The sequence below is a fragment of the Paenibacillus sp. GCM10027629 genome (assembly GCF_042676425.1).
Classification (GTDB): Bacteria; Bacillota; Bacilli; order Paenibacillales; family Paenibacillaceae; genus Paenibacillus_K; species Paenibacillus_K terrigena.
In genome coordinates, this window is the sequence record NZ_JBHTGZ010000005.1 from 347,192 (window position 1) to 363,699 (window position 16,508).

The 16,508-nt window shown below is 46.6% G+C and carries 16 protein-coding genes and 3 pseudogenes; 13 read left to right on the forward strand and 6 right to left on the reverse strand.

Annotation, left to right across the window (positions count from 1 at the left end):
- Nucleotides 1-82 precede the first annotated feature (82 nt).
- The gene (locus ACFQZR_RS07535) at nt 83-1,333 is read left to right on the forward strand and encodes a serine hydroxymethyltransferase (protein ID WP_379344458.1); all 1,251 of its coding nucleotides are present in this window, start codon (nt 83-85) and stop codon (nt 1,331-1,333) included.
- A 209-nt stretch (nt 1,334-1,542) separates the two neighbouring features.
- Nucleotides 1,543-2,790, forward strand: coding sequence for an MFS transporter (locus ACFQZR_RS07540; protein WP_379344460.1), 1,248 nt, complete (start codon nt 1,543-1,545; stop codon nt 2,788-2,790).
- A 26-nt stretch (nt 2,791-2,816) separates the two neighbouring features.
- Here the strand turns inward: ACFQZR_RS07540 and ACFQZR_RS07545 are convergent, their stop codons facing one another.
- From ACFQZR_RS07545 to ACFQZR_RS07565, 6 genes and pseudogenes are all read right to left on the reverse strand, one after another.
- On the reverse strand, nt 2,817-3,527 hold the full coding sequence (locus ACFQZR_RS07545; protein ID WP_379344462.1) for an ABC transporter permease: 711 nt from the start codon (nt 3,525-3,527) through the stop codon (nt 2,817-2,819).
- Nucleotides 3,524-4,372 (reverse strand): ABC transporter ATP-binding protein, encoded by an 849-nt coding sequence (locus tag ACFQZR_RS07550; RefSeq protein ID WP_379344464.1) that lies wholly within the window; start codon nt 4,370-4,372, stop codon nt 3,524-3,526. Before ACFQZR_RS07550 ends, ACFQZR_RS07545 begins: the two co-directional genes overlap by 4 nt.
- 140 nt (nt 4,373-4,512) lie before the next feature.
- A pseudogene (locus ACFQZR_RS28995) lies at nt 4,513-4,911 on the reverse strand (LytTR family DNA-binding domain-containing protein); the annotation flags it as partial.
- 333 nt (nt 4,912-5,244) lie between these two features.
- A pseudogene (locus ACFQZR_RS29000) lies at nt 5,245-5,703 on the reverse strand (ATP-binding cassette domain-containing protein); the annotation flags it as partial.
- A gap of 169 nt (nt 5,704-5,872) precedes the next feature.
- Nucleotides 5,873-6,223 carry a stalk domain-containing protein gene (locus ACFQZR_RS07560; protein ID WP_379344934.1) on the reverse strand — a complete coding sequence of 117 codons (351 nt, stop codon included), beginning with the start codon at nt 6,221-6,223 and terminating at the stop codon, nt 5,873-5,875.
- 36 nt (nt 6,224-6,259) lie between these two features.
- Nucleotides 6,260-7,309: pseudogene (locus ACFQZR_RS07565) on the reverse strand (S41 family peptidase); the annotation flags it as partial.
- A gap of 325 nt (nt 7,310-7,634) precedes the next feature.
- Between ACFQZR_RS07565 and upp the strand changes: the two are divergent.
- From upp to atpD, 11 genes are all read left to right on the forward strand, one after another.
- Nucleotides 7,635-8,264: a uracil phosphoribosyltransferase gene (upp, locus tag ACFQZR_RS07570; RefSeq protein WP_018754691.1), complete on the forward strand. Its 630-nt coding sequence runs from the start codon at nt 7,635-7,637 to the stop codon at nt 8,262-8,264.
- A 97-nt stretch (nt 8,265-8,361) separates the two neighbouring features.
- On the forward strand, nt 8,362-9,501 hold the full coding sequence (gene wecB, locus ACFQZR_RS07575; protein ID WP_379344468.1) for a non-hydrolyzing UDP-N-acetylglucosamine 2-epimerase: 1,140 nt from the start codon (nt 8,362-8,364) through the stop codon (nt 9,499-9,501).
- A gap of 201 nt (nt 9,502-9,702) precedes the next feature.
- Nucleotides 9,703-9,936, forward strand: a complete 234-nt coding sequence (locus tag ACFQZR_RS07580; RefSeq protein WP_379344470.1) for an AtpZ/AtpI family protein — start codon at nt 9,703-9,705, stop codon at nt 9,934-9,936.
- Nucleotides 9,929-10,303: an ATP synthase subunit I gene (locus ACFQZR_RS07585; RefSeq protein WP_379344472.1), complete on the forward strand. Its 375-nt coding sequence runs from the start codon at nt 9,929-9,931 to the stop codon at nt 10,301-10,303. Before ACFQZR_RS07580 ends, ACFQZR_RS07585 begins: the two co-directional genes overlap by 8 nt.
- A 29-nt stretch (nt 10,304-10,332) precedes the next feature.
- On the forward strand, nt 10,333-11,136 hold the full coding sequence (atpB, locus tag ACFQZR_RS07590; protein ID WP_379344474.1) for a F0F1 ATP synthase subunit A: 804 nt from the start codon (nt 10,333-10,335) through the stop codon (nt 11,134-11,136).
- A gap of 78 nt (nt 11,137-11,214) precedes the next feature.
- Complete coding sequence (gene atpE / locus ACFQZR_RS07595) at nt 11,215-11,439, forward strand: F0F1 ATP synthase subunit C (protein ID WP_018754696.1); 225 nt, start codon at nt 11,215-11,217, stop codon at nt 11,437-11,439.
- 87 nt (nt 11,440-11,526) lie between these two features.
- The gene (gene atpF, locus ACFQZR_RS07600; protein WP_379344476.1) at nt 11,527-12,012 is read left to right on the forward strand and encodes a F0F1 ATP synthase subunit B; all 486 of its coding nucleotides are present in this window, start codon (nt 11,527-11,529) and stop codon (nt 12,010-12,012) included.
- A complete protein-coding gene (locus tag ACFQZR_RS07605; protein ID WP_379344478.1) occupies nt 12,009-12,545 on the forward strand; it encodes a F0F1 ATP synthase subunit delta in 537 nt (178 codons plus the stop codon). The genes atpF and ACFQZR_RS07605 overlap by 4 nt, the downstream gene beginning before the upstream one ends.
- Nucleotides 12,546-12,576: 31 nt before the next feature.
- Nucleotides 12,577-14,091, forward strand: a complete 1,515-nt coding sequence (atpA, locus tag ACFQZR_RS07610) for a F0F1 ATP synthase subunit alpha (RefSeq protein WP_379344480.1) — start codon at nt 12,577-12,579, stop codon at nt 14,089-14,091.
- A gap of 117 nt (nt 14,092-14,208) precedes the next feature.
- Nucleotides 14,209-15,069 (forward strand): ATP synthase F1 subunit gamma, encoded by an 861-nt coding sequence (gene atpG, locus ACFQZR_RS07615; protein WP_379344482.1) that lies wholly within the window; start codon nt 14,209-14,211, stop codon nt 15,067-15,069.
- A gap of 24 nt (nt 15,070-15,093) precedes the next feature.
- Nucleotides 15,094-16,500, forward strand: a complete 1,407-nt coding sequence (gene atpD, locus ACFQZR_RS07620; RefSeq protein ID WP_379344484.1) for a F0F1 ATP synthase subunit beta — start codon at nt 15,094-15,096, stop codon at nt 16,498-16,500.
- Nucleotides 16,501-16,508 lie beyond the last annotated feature (8 nt).

A 16,508-nucleotide genomic window follows, 5' to 3' on the forward strand; every position in this document is an offset into this window, starting at 1 on the left:
CTTCTCGGTGCTGAAAAGCCGACTTTTTGAACCACTCAATATATTGGAGCCTTGCTCCGCTAATCATGAGGAGGAATTGGAAATGGTAGATCATTTGAGACAGGCAGACCCTGAAGTATTAAAAGCAATGGACTTGGAGCTTCAACGCCAGCGCAACAACATTGAGTTGATCGCATCAGAGAACATCGTGAGCGAAGCGGTTATGGAAGCGATGGGAACCGTTCTTACGAATAAATATGCAGAAGGCTACCCAGGCAAACGTTATTATGGCGGTTGTGAACATGTCGACATCGTGGAAGATATCGCTAGAGACCGTGCCAAAGAATTGTTCGGTGCTGAACATGCCAACGTGCAGCCTCACTCGGGCGCACAAGCGAACATGGCAGTATACCTAGCGGCATTGCAACCTGGCGACACGGTTCTTGGTATGAACCTTGCGCATGGCGGTCACTTAACGCATGGTAGTCCGGTCAATGCATCCGGATTACTCTATAACTTCGTAGCATACGGCGTATCCGAAGAAGATTTCCGCATTGATTATGATGATCTGCGCAAAGCAGCATTCAAACACAAACCTCGCATGATCGTAGCAGGTGCAAGTGCGTACCCACGCATTATTGATTTTGAGAAAATCGCAGCGATTGCTAATGATGTAGGCGCATTGTTCTTCGTCGATATGGCGCATATTGCAGGTCTAGTGGCTGCAGGATTGCATCCTAGCCCAGTGCCTCATGCACATTTCGTAACAACAACGACGCACAAAACATTGCGCGGACCTCGCGGTGGTATGATTCTTTGCCGCAAATCATGGGCACAAGCAATTGATAAAGCGGTATTCCCAGGTTCGCAAGGCGGACCACTTATGCACGTGATTGCTTCGAAAGCTGTTGCGCTTGGTGAAGCATTGCAGCCATCCTTCAAGACTTACGCACAGAACGTGGTTAACAACGCACAAGCGCTAGCTGCCGGATTGGTAGAAGAAGGCTTGAACTTGGTGTCCGGCGGAACGGATAACCACTTGATGCTGATTGATACACGCAACTTGAACATCACAGGTAAAGATGCAGAGCATGTGCTAGACTCCGTGAACATTACTGTGAACAAAAATGCGATTCCATTTGATCCAACGAGCCCATTCGTAACAAGTGGTATTCGTATCGGTACACCTGCGGCAACGTCCCGCGGTATGGATGAAGCAGCAATGAAGGTAATCGCGAAAGTGATTGCCATGACATTGAAGAACCCGAAAGATGAAGCGGTATTGGAAAAAGCACGTGGCATGGTGCGTGATTTGACAGCACAATTCCCGCTTTACCCGAACTTGAAATACTAATCTTAATAAGTAGATTGAAGACCGGCTCCTAATCTTTAGGGGTCGGTTTTTTGATTTTTTAGCATGATAGCACTTAAGATACGGGGTCCCTGCAAAGTACCTGAATCAGCATCGGAGTAGAAGCCCCGGATTGTGGGGGATTTTTGTGGGGATGAAATTTATTGACACGTCAGAACCCTTTCGCTATGCTGTCAAAAACAGGAGGACGGGTGAAGCGGTTGGAGAACCAACGAAGAATACAAGCGCTTGCATGGATTACTGCGATTTGCTTATTAGGGGATTCGATGCTCTACGTTGTGCTCCCCATCCATTGGAAGGAAATCGGCTTGTCCTCGTTATGGGAGGTCGGTATACTACTCTCTGCGAATCGATTGATTCGGCTGCCGCTTAATCCGTTGATTGGCTGGTTGTACCGTTCCATCTCCACTCGTACGGGGGTATTGCTTGCCGTTAGTCTCGCAGCGATTACGACAGCCTCTTATGGCATAGTCGGAAGCTTCTGGGTGCTTCTCTTGATGCGGATATTATGGGGCATTGCTTGGAGTTTCTTGCGTCTCGGAGGATACTTGACGGTGATGCAGCTCTCCGATTCGGGGAATCGGGGGCGATATATTGGTACATATAATGGAATTTCAGGTATTGGCGGTCTTGTCGGCATGTTGGTGGGTTCCTTTGCAGTCGATCTTTTCGGTATGCAAGCTGTATCGCTCATTTTTGGCGCGATTGCCCTGCTGAGTATTCCTTATGTCATTCGTCATATCTCAGACTCACGAATTGAGATCCACACGGATCTATCGAAGGGTGCGCCGAGAGTGAGCCCATGGAGTGTGCCAACCGTGTTATGGATGCTCGTCACGGGTCTAGCGACAGCGCTAGTCTTCCAAGGAATGTTCAATGCCACGCTAAGTCGACTCATTCAAGTGCATGAATCCATGTTCGTGACGATTGGGGTCTTTACGATTGGAGCAGCTTCGCTTACAGGTATCCTGCAAGCCATTCGTTCGAGCTGGCAGCCGTGGCTGGCGCCCCTGATTGGCAGAGGCTTTGACCGCGCAGCACGTCCGCATCGCGTCGTTGCTGCTGTACTGCTCGCGTCGGCGTGTCTGCTTGCCATGATCCCGATGCCAATGCCGTTTGGCCTCTGGATCGTATTGCTGCTCGGCCTGCAGCTGGCCATTAGTGTTGTCACCACCGTCGTAGATTCGTTTGCGACCGAGGTCTCAGCCTCGCAACCGTCGAAAGTGGCCATCATGACAGCCTATACCGTAACGACGGATCTAGGAGCCTCGATTGGGCCAACGCTTGCCTACACCTTGGATGCAGCAACGGGGACGGCTTCGATCTACTGGTGCGCTGCTGTCATTGTCTTAGCGATCAGTCTTCGATGGCTGATTCCTATTCCCGCATCGTCGAATTGCAATCAACACAACAAGGGCTCTGAATCCATCGCGGATTAAGAGCCCTTAGCTTTGTGCATATCGTATTAGTCAAATCTACGTTTACGGTAGATGATCAGGCAGGCTGGGATCGATAGGGCGGTCCAGATCAAGATGTTCAGGAAGTCGCCTTGAATAGCGCTGAATCCATTTCCCTTCGTGATTTCCGTTAAGGCATGGATCAGATGATCTGTTGGTAAGTAAGATACGATGGTTTCCAAGAACTCATTTTTTAACATGGGTGCGAACATCGGTCCGACCATGAAGATCAATAGGACCGGTAAGCCAGAGATTGACGTCTCTTGTACCGTACGTGAAATGAGACCGATAATGGTACCAATCGCGATGAACATGATAAGTGCTAAGAGGAACATAAGAACTAACCAGAGATAGTCCATCGTTAATGTAGGGCCTACGACGACCACGCTAATGGTAACGACCACGATCGAGATGAGCATTGTGATGAAGCTTTTGCCGAATAAGATTTCAATGGCAGACGCTGGGGACAGCATCAGGACGCGAAGTGTATGCTTCTCTTTTTCCTCGGATACCATGCTGGCTTGAACGAAGGCTGCCGTCATCGACAGGACGAATAGAATCGGCATGCTTAATAGAATACCGGCTTCCATCCCCATTCTCTGGAACAGTAAAGTGAACATGATTGGCATCGCAGCCATTAATAGGACTTGCGGATTTTTAATCGCATCTTTCCATTCTTTTTGAACAATCGCTTGAAATCTTCTCATTGAAAATGTCATTGTAAGTTCCCTCCCGTAAGTTTTACGAATATATCTCCTAATGTTGGTTCGTTCGAATGAATGGATTGTAATTGGCCATTCATCATGTATTCATTAATTTTCTCGATGCCTGCTGCATCTTGAACGATAATTTCTTTTCCGTTGTGTTCTGTGACGACGGTAATGCTGTGATCGCTATACATAAGACGTAAGTTCTTCTGCGTATCGAGTGCCGAAATTTCACCTTCATGGATAAAGGCAATGCGGTCGCAGAGCTGCTCGGCTTCCGACATATCATGTGTCGTTAAGAAAATCGTCGTACCTGCTTCGTTCAACTTGCGCAAGCTCTCATGGATATGCATCGTATTTTTGGGGTCCAGCGCAGATGTCGGTTCATCCAAAAATAATAGATCCGGCTTGTGGAGCAGTGCTCTAGCGAGCGTGACCCGCTGACGCATCCCTTTCGAGAGTTGCTTCACGAGGGCTTTCTTATCTTGCAGCAGGTTCACCTCGCCCAAGACTTCATCAATGCGTTGCAGGGGCACATCATATAGTTTACAGAACAGCTCCAGATTGTCGTACACGCTGAGTCGTTCGTATAATCCGCTATTATCGGTTAAGATGCCGATTCGATTTAAATGAGAGAAATCTTTGGTTCGAGTGACGTCTTTCCCGAATACATGAACCTCGCCAGCCGAGAGTGTGAGTTGCGAAGTAAGTATTTTAATGGTAGTTGTTTTACCCGATCCGCTTGGACCGAGGAACCCGAAAATTTCACCCTTGCGTACGTTAAATTCAATATGTTTGAGTGCTGTTTTGCTGCCGAATGATTTCATTAATTGTTTGACTTCAATGATATTCTCCATCGCTTAATTCCTCTTTTCGCTTAGGTCTCTTGCTTACATCCCCAATATTAGAGAAAAACCCGAGAACCCGCATTATATATGGGATGAAAAGAGTATACGAGGGGTTGAAACCTGCAATTTCGGACCTGAATGAATCACATTTAGATGCCAATTAGCGCACGTAATTCATCGAATTTCCCCTTCGATAACGGAATGGAAGACTTCGATTTATCGTCCAAAATAAGACTGTAGCTGTTCCGTGTCCACGTGATCACCTCACGCACATGTTGGAGGTTCACGATGTAGGAACGGTGGCAGCGGAAGAAGCCGAATAGCTTGAGCTTCTCTTCTAAATCCCCCAGTTTGATGGTGCAGGCAAATACGCCTTCATTCACATGGAGCTGAGAGACTCCCTCATTGCTCTCGATGAACAGAATTTCGGTCGGATCGAATAAGATGATCTTGTCATTCACCTTGGCAGGGATTTTCTCGATTCGCATCGGGTAGGTCTGGACAGGTGATTCGCTAGGAACTGCCGGAACTTCATCGTGCTCTATATCGGAGTCTCCAGCAGGTGCAGGCGATGCATCCGCGATCGGTATGTTGGAAGCTATATCCGCTTGTTCAATACTTGCTGTCTGTTCTAATGGCGTCTCCACCGTCACGGCCGCCACGGATTGGCTTGATTGCTCGGGTTCGTTAGCGCCCTCAAGCTCGATTTTCTTGAACTGTTGACCTTTCAGGGAATAGACCTCGCTCGTGATCGAAAGGGCATCTTCCATTGATGAAGTCGTCATGAAGATCGCAGTGCCCTGTTCTTGAAGATGTGCGATCACCTGACGGACGATAATACAGCTCTCGAGGTCAATGTTCTGCTCTAATTCTTCCAGAATAAGCAGTTCAGGACGATGAATGATGCTGCGGCCGAGATGAAGGCGTCGTTGCTCAGAGAACGTCAGCTTGCCGCAAGGCAGCTCCTTCTTGTCCCATAATCCGATTCGGCGGATGATTTCATCGATGGAGCTCGCATCTACACCGTACAATTGGCAGAAGAAATGCAAATATTGATGCACTTTCAGTCGTTCGTAGACACCATCATGACGCAAGCATACGCCAATCTGCTCCGGCGTCTTCCGATGGACAAGATGGAGTTCGACGCCATTCCATCGCGCGCTTCCGTTGGAAACGGGGGTCAGACCAAGTAATAACTCGATGAGTTGAAATCCGATATCGGGATTGCATTGTATCGCAGCACATTGCCCGGCTTCCAAGACCAAGTCCATAGTAGGGATAATGGTGTTGTTGCCTGACATTTTACTTAATTGATGGATATGAAAAGATTTGATTGTCATGCTGAGGACCTCTCTATCTAGTTCGAAATAAATGCCAATCTAATGATAGCGGAAGAATAGAGGAACGAAAAGGAAAAGGATGTAAATCATTCATTTCTTAGGAAACTCAAAAAGGACAGGCGCATTGGTTGGCCTATCCTTTTCAATCCTATATTCGGTTATGCTCTGTTTACCCGATCTGCAGCGTCAATGTACCGTCCTTATAGTTCCATTGGAAGGCAGGGAATTTCGACTGGATGGCACCGAGTTCCAGGTAGGTCTCATCTTTCTCGCTCCACACCGATTGGGAAGCTGCGGTGAACGTCAATTTGCTCGAATCAGATTTTTGAAGCGTGAGTGTCTGATTGGCTTTATCCCACTTTGGCTCTGCATTCGTGAGCGCCGCGACAATGCGTGATGGGAGGTAGACCTTGTTTCCTTTTTGAATAACAGGAATCGGTTCAAGCGTGAGATCCTCGAACGCCATAAGTTGATTATTCTTGATCGTAACGGTGAGTTTGCCGTTATTGACGACCTTCATCGCTGTTAATAACTGTGCGTTGTCACCCGTTCGCATGATATCCGGCTTGAGTCCTTTTCCATTGAAGTCCGTCATGTTCGGCGTTACATACTGCTGGGTTGTCAGTTTGAGCAGCCCCCCATCGGACAATGTGATGACGGACTGGATCCGCCCCTTACCAAAGGTGGTTGTGCCGACTAAGGTTGCAATGCCATGGTCATGCAAAGCGCCCGATAGAATTTCAGAAGCGCTGGCAGAATTCTTGTTCACGAGTATTGCGACAGACATAGGAGGACTTGAGCCGTTCTGAATTTCTGTAGGTTGCAGCTTGCCGGTGTTATCTTTCGTATACATCAAGATGCCTTTCTCGATGAAATGTTCTGCAATATGCTGGGCAGACTCGACATAGCCGCCTGGATTGTTGCGTAGGTCGATGATAAGGGACTTCATGCCGCGCTGCTGTAGCTTAGAGAGGTGTTCGGCGAACTCTTCATCGGCCTCGCTTGTGAAGCTCGAAATCTGAATATAACCGATGTGACTTGGCAGAAGTGCGCTTGTAACCGCAGGTATATGGATTGCCTCACGCTTGATATTGAAATCCATCAGCTTACCGCCGCGTTTGATCGTAACGGTTACCGAAGTACCGGCTTTACCAAGGATGTATTTTTGCACATGGGAGCTGTCTGTAATCGACTTGCCATCTACTTGGGTTAGGATATCGCCTTTCTGAATGCCTGCTTTCTCGGCAGGAGATCCCTTGAATACACGCATAATGGAGGCTTTTCCATCTTCAAAGTGCGTCTCGATGCCGATCCCTTCATATTGAAGGTTGAGTTGATTCTGGAACGCCTGACTCTCTTCAGGGGTAAAGTATTGCGAGTAGGGATCGTTCAGCCCAGAGACCATACCTTTTAACGCTTTTTGGACAAGTTCTTCCTTTTGTGCATCGGTAATATTGTAAGCGTCGATATATTGCAAGACTTCATTCAGGATCGCCGTTGAATTCGAAATAGATTCGGCATACGTGCGTTCAGGAAGGATTGTTGCTGCCGTGAGTAGGGATAGAGATAATGCCATCGTTATAAAAATACGGTTGATTCGGGACATTGCTCAGTTCAATCCTTTCTTCAATTCTTTGAATGAAAATAGCTATGCTTTCACTTATATCACCAACGGAGAAGGGGTGTCAATTTAGATAAGATGCGGTGAAGGTTGGCAATATGATGAATAAGGTTTCCTTGCAATGCGAACAAATAGTATTATGCTTATTGGGAAGTTGTCAAAATTTCTCTTAAAAAATACATAACATGACAAAGATCAGCAGGTATTGCGTGCAGTGTAAAGCCTAGAATGGTATAATATCGAAGGTTATGTTGCTGCAATCATCGAAGAATCTGCAGACGAGAGCAATTGACAATCAGGAGGAAGAAAAATGGCTAAATTAGTAATTTGCGATCACCCTTTAATTCAACACAAACTGACTTTTATTCGAGATGTAAAAACAACAACAAAGGACTTCCGTGAGCTAGTCGACGAAGTTGCGATGTTAATGGCGTACGAAATTACACGCGATCTTCCGCTCGAGACGATTACAGTGGAGACACCTGTAACATCGACGGAGACCAAAGTCATCGCTGGACGTCCACTTGGACTCATTCCGATTCTGCGTGCAGGCCTTGGGATGGTAGACGGCGTATTGAAGCTCGTACCGAAAGCAAAGGTAGGACATGTCGGTTTATTCCGCGATCCAGAGACATTAATGCCTGTTGAGTATTATGTGAAACTGCCAACGGATGCGGAAGAGCGTGAATTGATCGTCATTGATCCGATGCTCGCAACAGGCGGGTCCGCGATTGCAGCGATTGATGTATTGAAGAAACGTAACTGTACACAAATCAAATTGATGTGTCTGATTGCAGCGCCAGAAGGTGTAAAAGCTGTTCAAGATGCGCATCCGGACGTGGATATCTATCTTGCGGCACTCGATGATCATTTGAATGATCATGGTTATATTGTGCCTGGTCTTGGGGATGCAGGAGACCGCTTGTTCGGAACGAAGTAGAGTTAGAGGTTGTTCAAAAAGTCATCTTTTGATGGGATGAAAAGCCGACTTTTTGAACACGTATGATAAGGTAAGACTATGAGGCGAGGTGTAACACATGGAGAAAATTAAAGTCATGACGGTGTTTGGCGTACGGCCAGAAGCGATCAAAATGGCTCCGCTTATTCTTGAGCTTGAGAAACATCCGGACCAAATCGAATCGATCGTCTGCGTGACGGCACAGCATCGTCAGATGCTTGACCAAGTATTGGAAGTGTTCAATATCACTCCAGATTTTGACTTGGATGTGATGAAGGACCGCCAGACGCTTAACGAGATTACGATTCGTGTCTTGCAAGGACTGGAGCCTGTGCTTCAAGAAGCCAAACCGGACATTATTCTTGTTCACGGCGATACGCTAACGACGTTCCTGGCAAGCTATGCGGCATTCATGCAGCAGATTAAAGTTGGACATGTGGAAGCAGGACTTCGCACGTGGAATAAGATGTCGCCATATCCGGAGGAGATGAATCGCCAGTTAACGGGTGTGATTGCTGATTTACATTTTTCGCCAACCGAGATCTCCGCCAATAACTTGTATAATGAAAATAAATCAGAGTCCATGGTATTTGTCACAGGCAATACGGTAACAGACGTGTTTCAATATACTGTACAGCAGGATTACACCCATCCCGTACTCGAGTGGGCGAAGGGAAAAAGATTGATTTTGATGACGGCACACCGCCGCGAATCGCAAGGCGAGCCGCATCGGAATATTTTTCGCGCTGTCAAACGCATCGCTGATGAGTTCGAAGATGTGGCGATCGTCTATCCTGTTCATCTAAGTCCAGCGGTAAAAGAGCCGGCTTATGAAATCTTGGGCAATCATCCGCGCATTCAATTGATTGAGCCGCTTGATGTCGTAGATTTACATAACTTTTATCCGCATACGCACTTGATTCTGACCGATTCGGGAGGCTTGCAGGAAGAAGCACCGTCCTTTGGAGTTCCGGTACTTGTTCTACGAGACACAACGGAGCGCCCGGAAGGGATTGAGGCAGGGACATTAGAGCTTGTAGGCACAGATGAGGAGCATGTCTATCAACGCACACGTACGTTGCTGACGGACACGGCTACGTATGACCGAATGAGCGGAGCGGTCAATCCGTACGGCGATGGAAAAGCCTCGGAACGCATTGTTCAGGCGATTTTGTATCATTTTGGCAGAACAACAGAGCGACCTGAGCAATTCCAATAAAAGTTCATAAAGTTGTAATATTTGCGAACAAATGGCTCGTAAATACAGCATACAGTGATACTGTACGGTTTTGGTGGATCGAAAACCCTATAATATCAACGTTTATAGGGCTTCGTTCAAACACTTTTAACATTTAAATGAATTGACAATTCCCATTTTTTTTAAGTAAAATAAACTGGGATTCTAAGGATTGATTGGTAGATGACAACGTCGAAAAATGGCGGAACGCCGTGGCGAGCAATGGGGCTTGTAACCTTGCTGGGACTAGATCTTGCCGTATGTACACTAGCGGGATATTTCGCTGGAAAATGGCTTGGAGAAAGACTTGGAAGCGTTCCATTATGTACGGCAGCAGGGGTTTTGGTTGGTGTTCTGATCGGTGTGACCAATGTCATTGTCCTGATCAAAAAGGTGTTGGAGGATACAAATGGATGACTTGTCGATCCACCTTAAGGCGCTCCAACGAGTGACTTTCGTTTTTTTAGCAATTTGTATGATGGGCTGGGCATTAATTCCTTCTGTGCGTAGTATTGCAGCTGGGCTTGTGCTTGGCGGAATTGTGAGCTTGGTGAACTCCTATTTTCTAGCTTATAAAATTAGAAACGTAACCAAGAAGGTACTCGAAGAGGGACAGAAACGTGTAAATCTCGGTCTCCTGACTCGTGTGGCGATGGCCATATTGGCTGTGATGGTTGCTGTAAAGTCTGACAGCGTTAATGTTTATGCAACGGTAGCAGGTCTGCTATTCGCGCAATTCATTATATTGTTCATTGGGTTTACGCAAACGCGCAAAAACAAGTAGACGTTCTGGCTGAGAAAGGGGTGAGAAACATGCATGAAGCACCAATAATTAAACTTGGCGGTTTTAACATCGATATTTCGATCGTTACCATGTTAATTGTTACTTGTGTGGTTGTATTTATTCTAGCGCGACTAGCGGTACGTAATTTATCGGTTGAGAATCCTGGGAAGCTTCAGAATTTTATGGAGTGGGCAGTTGAGTTCGTTCAAGGAATGATCTCGAGCACCATGGATATGAAGAAAGGTAAAGCTTTCGTATCACTAGGTATGACGTTAATGATGTTTATTTTAGTAGGGAACTTGCTAGGACTGCCTTTCGGGATCGTGACGGAACACTCCGAGCCGGGGGCGAAGGTCTTCGGTCAAGCGATTGTTACGGTTGATGCCGAGCACTTTGAGACACTTCACGCGAAGAAACCAAATGAGGAACACCCTCATATTGGACTTGCTTGGTGGAAATCCCCAACAGCAGATGCTTCCGTTACGATGGGTCTTGCATTGATGATCTTCTGTATCGTGCACTTCCTAGGAATGACGCGAAACACGAAGGCGTACTTCAAGAGTTACATTGAACCTTTCCCGGTCTTCTTCCCCATTAAGTTCATTGAGGTCTTCTCGAACTTATTGACACACGGAATGCGTCTTTACGGGAATATTTTTGCGGGTGAGGTACTCATCTCCGTATTGCTCGGAGCTGGCGTATTCGGTATCCCAGGATTGATCATTTGGCAAGGATTCAGTATCTTCGTTGGTTGTATCCAGGCGTTCGTCTTCACAATGCTGACGATGGTATACATTTCGCACTCTATCGAAGATCATAGTGCAGAGCATTAGGACTCCATTCAAGCTAATTTATAGCTTGGTTGTAGATACAAAACAAAAAAACATTATTCTTGAGGAGGATATATTATTATGGGAGCATCAGCATTTATTGCAGCAGCAATTGCAATCGGTTTGGCAGCACTTGGAGCAGGTATTGGTAACGGTTTGATCGTAAGTAAGACAGTTGAAGGGATCGCGCGTCAACCAGAATCCGCAAGCAAATTGCAAACAACAATGTTTATCGGGGTAGGTTTGGTCGAGGCGATGCCGATCATCGCAGTCGTACTTGCATTCTTGTTCTACGCAGGAGCTTAATAACAAGATATCGGTTTGGCGGGGAGGCTTCGGCTATCCGCGCCTTCCTTTTGATTCATTAACCGCTTCAGAAAGGAGTGACTTAGATTGAGTTTTAATTGGGAATCAACAGTGTTCACTTTAATCGCGTTCCTCATTTTGTATTTCCTTTTGAGTAAATACGCATTCAAACCATTATTCAGTGTAATGGAGAAACGTAAAGAGCTTGTTATGGGTCAAATGCAGGACGCCGAGGAAAACCGCAAACAGGCGTCGCAATTGCTTGAAGATCAGAAAGTTGCGCTTCAAGCTGCGCGTAAAGACGCTTACGATATTATTGAGCAAGCCAAAACAACGGGATCGAAGCAAGCGGATGAGCTTATCGCTACAGCGAAATCGGAATCGACACGTCTCAAAGAAGAGGCGCTTCGCGATATCGAGAGCGAGAAGAACAAAGCCGTTGCTGCGCTTCGCAGCCAAGTTAGCGGCATGTCCGTCATGATCGCATCCAAAATCATCGAGAAGCAAATCGATGAGAAATCGCAAGAGCAATTGGTTGCAGAGTACCTTAAAGAGGTAGGGGACAAAGCATGAGCCAAGACCTTGTTGTAGCGAAAAGATATGCCAAAGCATTATTCGAAGTTGCTCAGCAGAACAACAACGTTGCTCAAGTCGAAGAAGACTTGAAAGCTGTTGTAGCAGCGATTGATGGTAATGTGGATATTACTCGTTTTTTGAATGCGCCTAATATCGACCTTTCGGTCAAAGTTGACGTTATTCATAAAGCGGTAGAAGGCAAGCTGGCTGAAGCAGTCATTAGTCTTATTTCCGTTCTAATTAAGAATAGCAGACAAGATACCCTCGGCGCAGTGTTACAAGCTTATATCAAAGTTGCGGGTGAAGCGTTAGGTCAAGAGGACGCGGTTGTCGTGTCCGCCTATGCTTTGAGCACACCGGAAATAGAGTTAGTAGCCGACCATTTCGGTAAAATCGTGAATAAAAAGATTCGCGTTCAAAACGTAGTCGACAAGAGCATCATCGGCGGGATCCAAGTTCGTATCGGTGATCGTCTGTACGACGGCAGCTTGTCCGGCAAATTGGCGCGTTTGGAAAAATCGTTAAAGTAATCTCAAGCACTGTAGATAGGGGTGAAGCGAATTGAGTATCAGACCTGAAGAAATCAGCACGCTGATTAAAAATCAAATTGATCAATATAAATCCGAGATTCAAGTTGTCGATGTAGGTACGGTCATCCAAGTTGGTGACGGGATCGCTCGCGTCCACGGGCTTGAGAATGCGATGTCCGGTGAGCTTCTTGAGTTCTCAAACGGCGTTGTAGGTATGGCATTGAACCTTGAAGAGAACAACGTTGGGGTCGTTATTCTTGGACCTTATACGGACATTCGCGAAGGAGATCAGGTTAAACGTACAGGCCGCATCATGGAAGTTCCAGTCGGCGAAGCATTGCTTGGTCGCGTCGTGAATTCACTCGGATTGCCTGTAGACGGCAATGGTCCGATCGCAACGACAGAATTCCGTCCTGTTGAGAACAATGCACCAGGCGTTATCGACCGTAAATCGGTTCATGAGCCAATGCAGACAGGGATTAAAGCGATTGACTCGATGGTACCAATCGGCCGCGGACAACGTGAGTTGATTATCGGTGACCGTCAAACGGGTAAAACAGCGATTGCTATCGATACGATCATTAACCAAAAAGGTAATGGCGTAAAATGTATTTATGTTGCAATCGGTCAGAAGCAATCTACGGTTGCTAACGTAGTAGAAACCCTTCGTCGTAATGGCGCAATGGATTATACGATCGTGGTTACAGCATCGGCATCCGAGCCTTCACCACTCTTGTTCTTGGCTCCGTATGCAGGTGTTGCAATGGCTGAGTACTTCATGTACAAAGGCGAGCATGTCCTTATTATCTATGATGACTTGTCCAAACAAGCAGCAGCTTATCGTGAGCTTTCCTTGCTACTCAAACGCCCTCCAGGTCGTGAAGCGTATCCAGGGGACGTATTCTACTTGCACTCCCGTCTACTCGAGCGTGCAGCGAAACTCAGCGACGAGCTCGGCGGCGGTTCGATTACGGCATTGCCATTCATCGAAACGCAAGCTTCCGACGTATCGGCGTACATTCCGACGAACGTTATCTCAATCACAGACGGACAGATCTTCCTTGAGTCCGACCTCTTCTATTCGGGTCAACGTCCAGCGGTTAACGTTGGTATCTCCGTATCCCGCGTAGGGGGTTCCGCACAGATTAAAGCGATGAAGAAGGTAGCCGGTACACTCCGTCTAGACCTTGCTGCATATCGCGAATTGCAAGCTTTTGCTCAGTTCGGTTCCGATCTGGATAAATCGACGCTTGCTCGTCTGAACCGCGGTGCCCGCATGATGGAAATTCTTAAACAAGGTGTTAACCAACCGATGCCGGTTCAAAAACAAGTTGTAAGCTTGTTCACGGCAACGAAAGGTCACTTGGATGATATCCCAGTTAACGATGTTCTTCGTTTCGAGAAAGAATTCTTATTCTACCTGGAATCGAATGAGCCGGCAATTCTTCAATCGATTGTCGACACCAAGGACATCACTGCGGATAATGAGAAGGCATTGATCGATGCGATCAATAAATTCAAAAAAGGCTTTAACGTCTCGGCGTAACGAGAGTCATATAACCGAGCCTGCTCGGATCGGTATCCTGTATTAACTTGGCTTAGGACAAGGTCGCTCGCTGATTAGCACTAGACCTTGTCTGCTAAGTTTGAAAGAGGTGAAATCATGGCAAAAGGAATGCGCGATATAAAACGCCAGATTAAAAGCGTTCAGAATACAAAGCAAATTACGAAAGCAATGGAAATGGTCGCAGCTGCAAAGCTTAGAAAGGCGCAGGAGAAGGCGGAAGCCTCACGCCCATACGCTGAGAAGCTTAAAGAAGTGGTCGGCAGTATTGCAGCAGGAACGAAAGGGATAAAACACCCGATGCTGCAAAGCCGCGATGTGAAAAAGACGGGTTATCTCGTCATCACATCGGACCGCGGATTATGTGGTGGCTCCAATACCAACGTTATTCGTACTGTAATGAATACGATTCGTGAAAATCATAAATCGCATGATGAATACTCTTTGTTCGTCATCGGGCGTAAAGGACGCGACTATTTCCGTCGCAGAGAACTTCCGATTGTACAGGAAGTGACGGAGTTGTCCGATTCCCCGACTTTTTCGGATGTCAAATCGGTCGCTTCTAAGGCGGTGCAATTTTTCGAAGAGGAACAATATGATGTGCTTTACATTTTCTACAATGAATTTGTGAATGCATTGACTCAAGTTCCTGTGAAGAAACAGCTGCTCCCGCTTGACGAAGTGAAGGTTGAAGGAAGCGTATCTAGCTATGAATATGAACCTTCTGCGGAAGAAGTGCTTGATGTATTGCTTCCTAAATATGCAGAGACTTTAATTTATAGTGCGGTACTCGATGCAAAAGCAAGTGAGCTGGGCGCGAAAATGACAGCAATGGGTAGCGCAACGAAAAATGCGACGAAGATGATCAGTGAATTGACATTGACGTATAACCGTGCGCGTCAGGCTGCGATTACGCAAGAAATTTCCGAGATTGTGGCTGGAGCGAACGCTCAGTCTTAATAGATGGGTTTAGGAGGGTAAAGCATGAAAAAAGGACGCGTTATATCCGTTACGGGTCCGGTTGTTGACATTGAATTCGAACGTGGTCAATTGCCGGAAATTCTGAACGCGATCAAAATTGAACAACCAGCGAAATCCGAGAAAGAAGTTTCTATTAACTTAATCGTAGAAGCTGCGACTCACTTAGGTGATAACATGGTTCGCTGTATCGCGATGTCCACAACGGATGGTCTTGTTCGCGGTACAGAAGCTGTAGACTTAGGTGCTCCAATTTCTGTTCCTGTAGGTGAAGCAACACTAGGCCGCGTATTTAACGTACTTGGTCATGCGATTGATAATGCTGGTGATGTGAGTGCGGAAGTTAAGAATCCAATCCATCGTCAAGCTCCGTCATTCGATGAGCTTTCTGTACAAGCGGAAATTCTTGAGACAGGTATCAAAGTTATCGACTTGCTTGCTCCATATGCAAAGGGTGGTAAAATCGGTCTCTTTGGTGGTGCGGGTGTAGGTAAAACCGTTACCATTCAAGAGTTGATCAACAACATTGCGCAAGAGCACGGTGGTATCTCCGTATTCGCAGGTGTTGGTGAGCGTACACGTGAAGGTAATGACTTGTACCACGAGATGAAAGATTCCGGCGTTATCAACAAAACAGCAATGGTATTCGGTCAAATGAATGAACCTCCTGGTGCGCGTCTTCGCGTAGCTTTGACGGGTCTGACAATGGCAGAATACTTCCGTGATCAAGAAGGCAAAGACGTTCTCTTGTTCATCGATAACATTTTCCGCTTTACACAAGCAGGTTCTGAGGTATCCGCATTGCTCGGACGTATGCCGTCCGCGGTAGGTTACCAGCCGACACTTGCTACGGAAATGGGTCAATTGCAAGAGCGTATTACATCGACGAAGAAAGGTTCTGTAACATCGATTCAAGCGATTTACGTACCTGCCGATGACTATACGGATCCAGCTCCTGCAACAACGTTTGCTCACTTGGATGCAACGACGAACTTGGAGCGTAAAATCTCCGAGATGGGTATCTTCCCAGCGGTAGATCCGCTCGCTTCCAGCTCCCGTATTTTGGCGCCGGATATTGTAGGGGAAGAGCACTACAACGTAGCACAAGGCGTTAAACGTATTCTTCAACGTTATAAAGAATTGCAAGATATTATCGCGATCCTCGGTATGGATGAGCTTAGCGAAGATGATAAATTGACAGTTTCACGCGCACGTAAAATCCAACGTTTCTTGTCTCAGCCGTTCCACGTGGCAGAACAATTTACTTCGATCAAGGGTAAATATGTTCCAGTTAAAGAAACAGTGCGCAGCTTCAAAGAAATTCTTGATGGTAAACACGATGATCTTCCGGAAGCGGCATTCATGTATGTCGGTACAATCGAAGAAGCCGTGGAAAAGGCTAAAACGCTGTAAGTATGTAA

Coding starts and splice junctions, on each gene's coding strand:
- ACFQZR_RS07535 (WP_379344458.1), top strand. CDS start 83: ATGGTAGATCATTTGAGACAGGCAGACCCTGAAGTATTAAAAGCAATG.
- ACFQZR_RS07545 (WP_379344462.1), bottom strand. CDS start 3,527: ATGACATTTTCAATGAGAAGATTTCAAGCGATTGTTCAAAAAGAATGG.
- ACFQZR_RS07550 (WP_379344464.1), bottom strand. CDS start 4,372: ATGGAGAATATCATTGAAGTCAAACAATTAATGAAATCATTCGGCAGC.
- atpB (WP_379344474.1), top strand. CDS start 10,333: ATGCATGAAGCACCAATAATTAAACTTGGCGGTTTTAACATCGATATT.
- atpG (WP_379344482.1), top strand. CDS start 14,209: ATGGCAAAAGGAATGCGCGATATAAAACGCCAGATTAAAAGCGTTCAG.
- ACFQZR_RS07560 (WP_379344934.1), bottom strand. CDS start 6,223: ATGAAGGTCGTCAATAACGGCAAACTCACCGTTACGATCAAGAATAAT.
- atpD (WP_379344484.1), top strand. CDS start 15,094: ATGAAAAAAGGACGCGTTATATCCGTTACGGGTCCGGTTGTTGACATT.
- upp (WP_018754691.1), top strand. CDS start 7,635: ATGGCTAAATTAGTAATTTGCGATCACCCTTTAATTCAACACAAACTG.
- ACFQZR_RS07580 (WP_379344470.1), top strand. CDS start 9,703: ATGACAACGTCGAAAAATGGCGGAACGCCGTGGCGAGCAATGGGGCTT.
- ACFQZR_RS07605 (WP_379344478.1), top strand. CDS start 12,009: ATGAGCCAAGACCTTGTTGTAGCGAAAAGATATGCCAAAGCATTATTC.
- wecB (WP_379344468.1), top strand. CDS start 8,362: ATGGAGAAAATTAAAGTCATGACGGTGTTTGGCGTACGGCCAGAAGCG.
- ACFQZR_RS07585 (WP_379344472.1), top strand. CDS start 9,929: ATGGATGACTTGTCGATCCACCTTAAGGCGCTCCAACGAGTGACTTTC.
- atpE (WP_018754696.1), top strand. CDS start 11,215: ATGGGAGCATCAGCATTTATTGCAGCAGCAATTGCAATCGGTTTGGCA.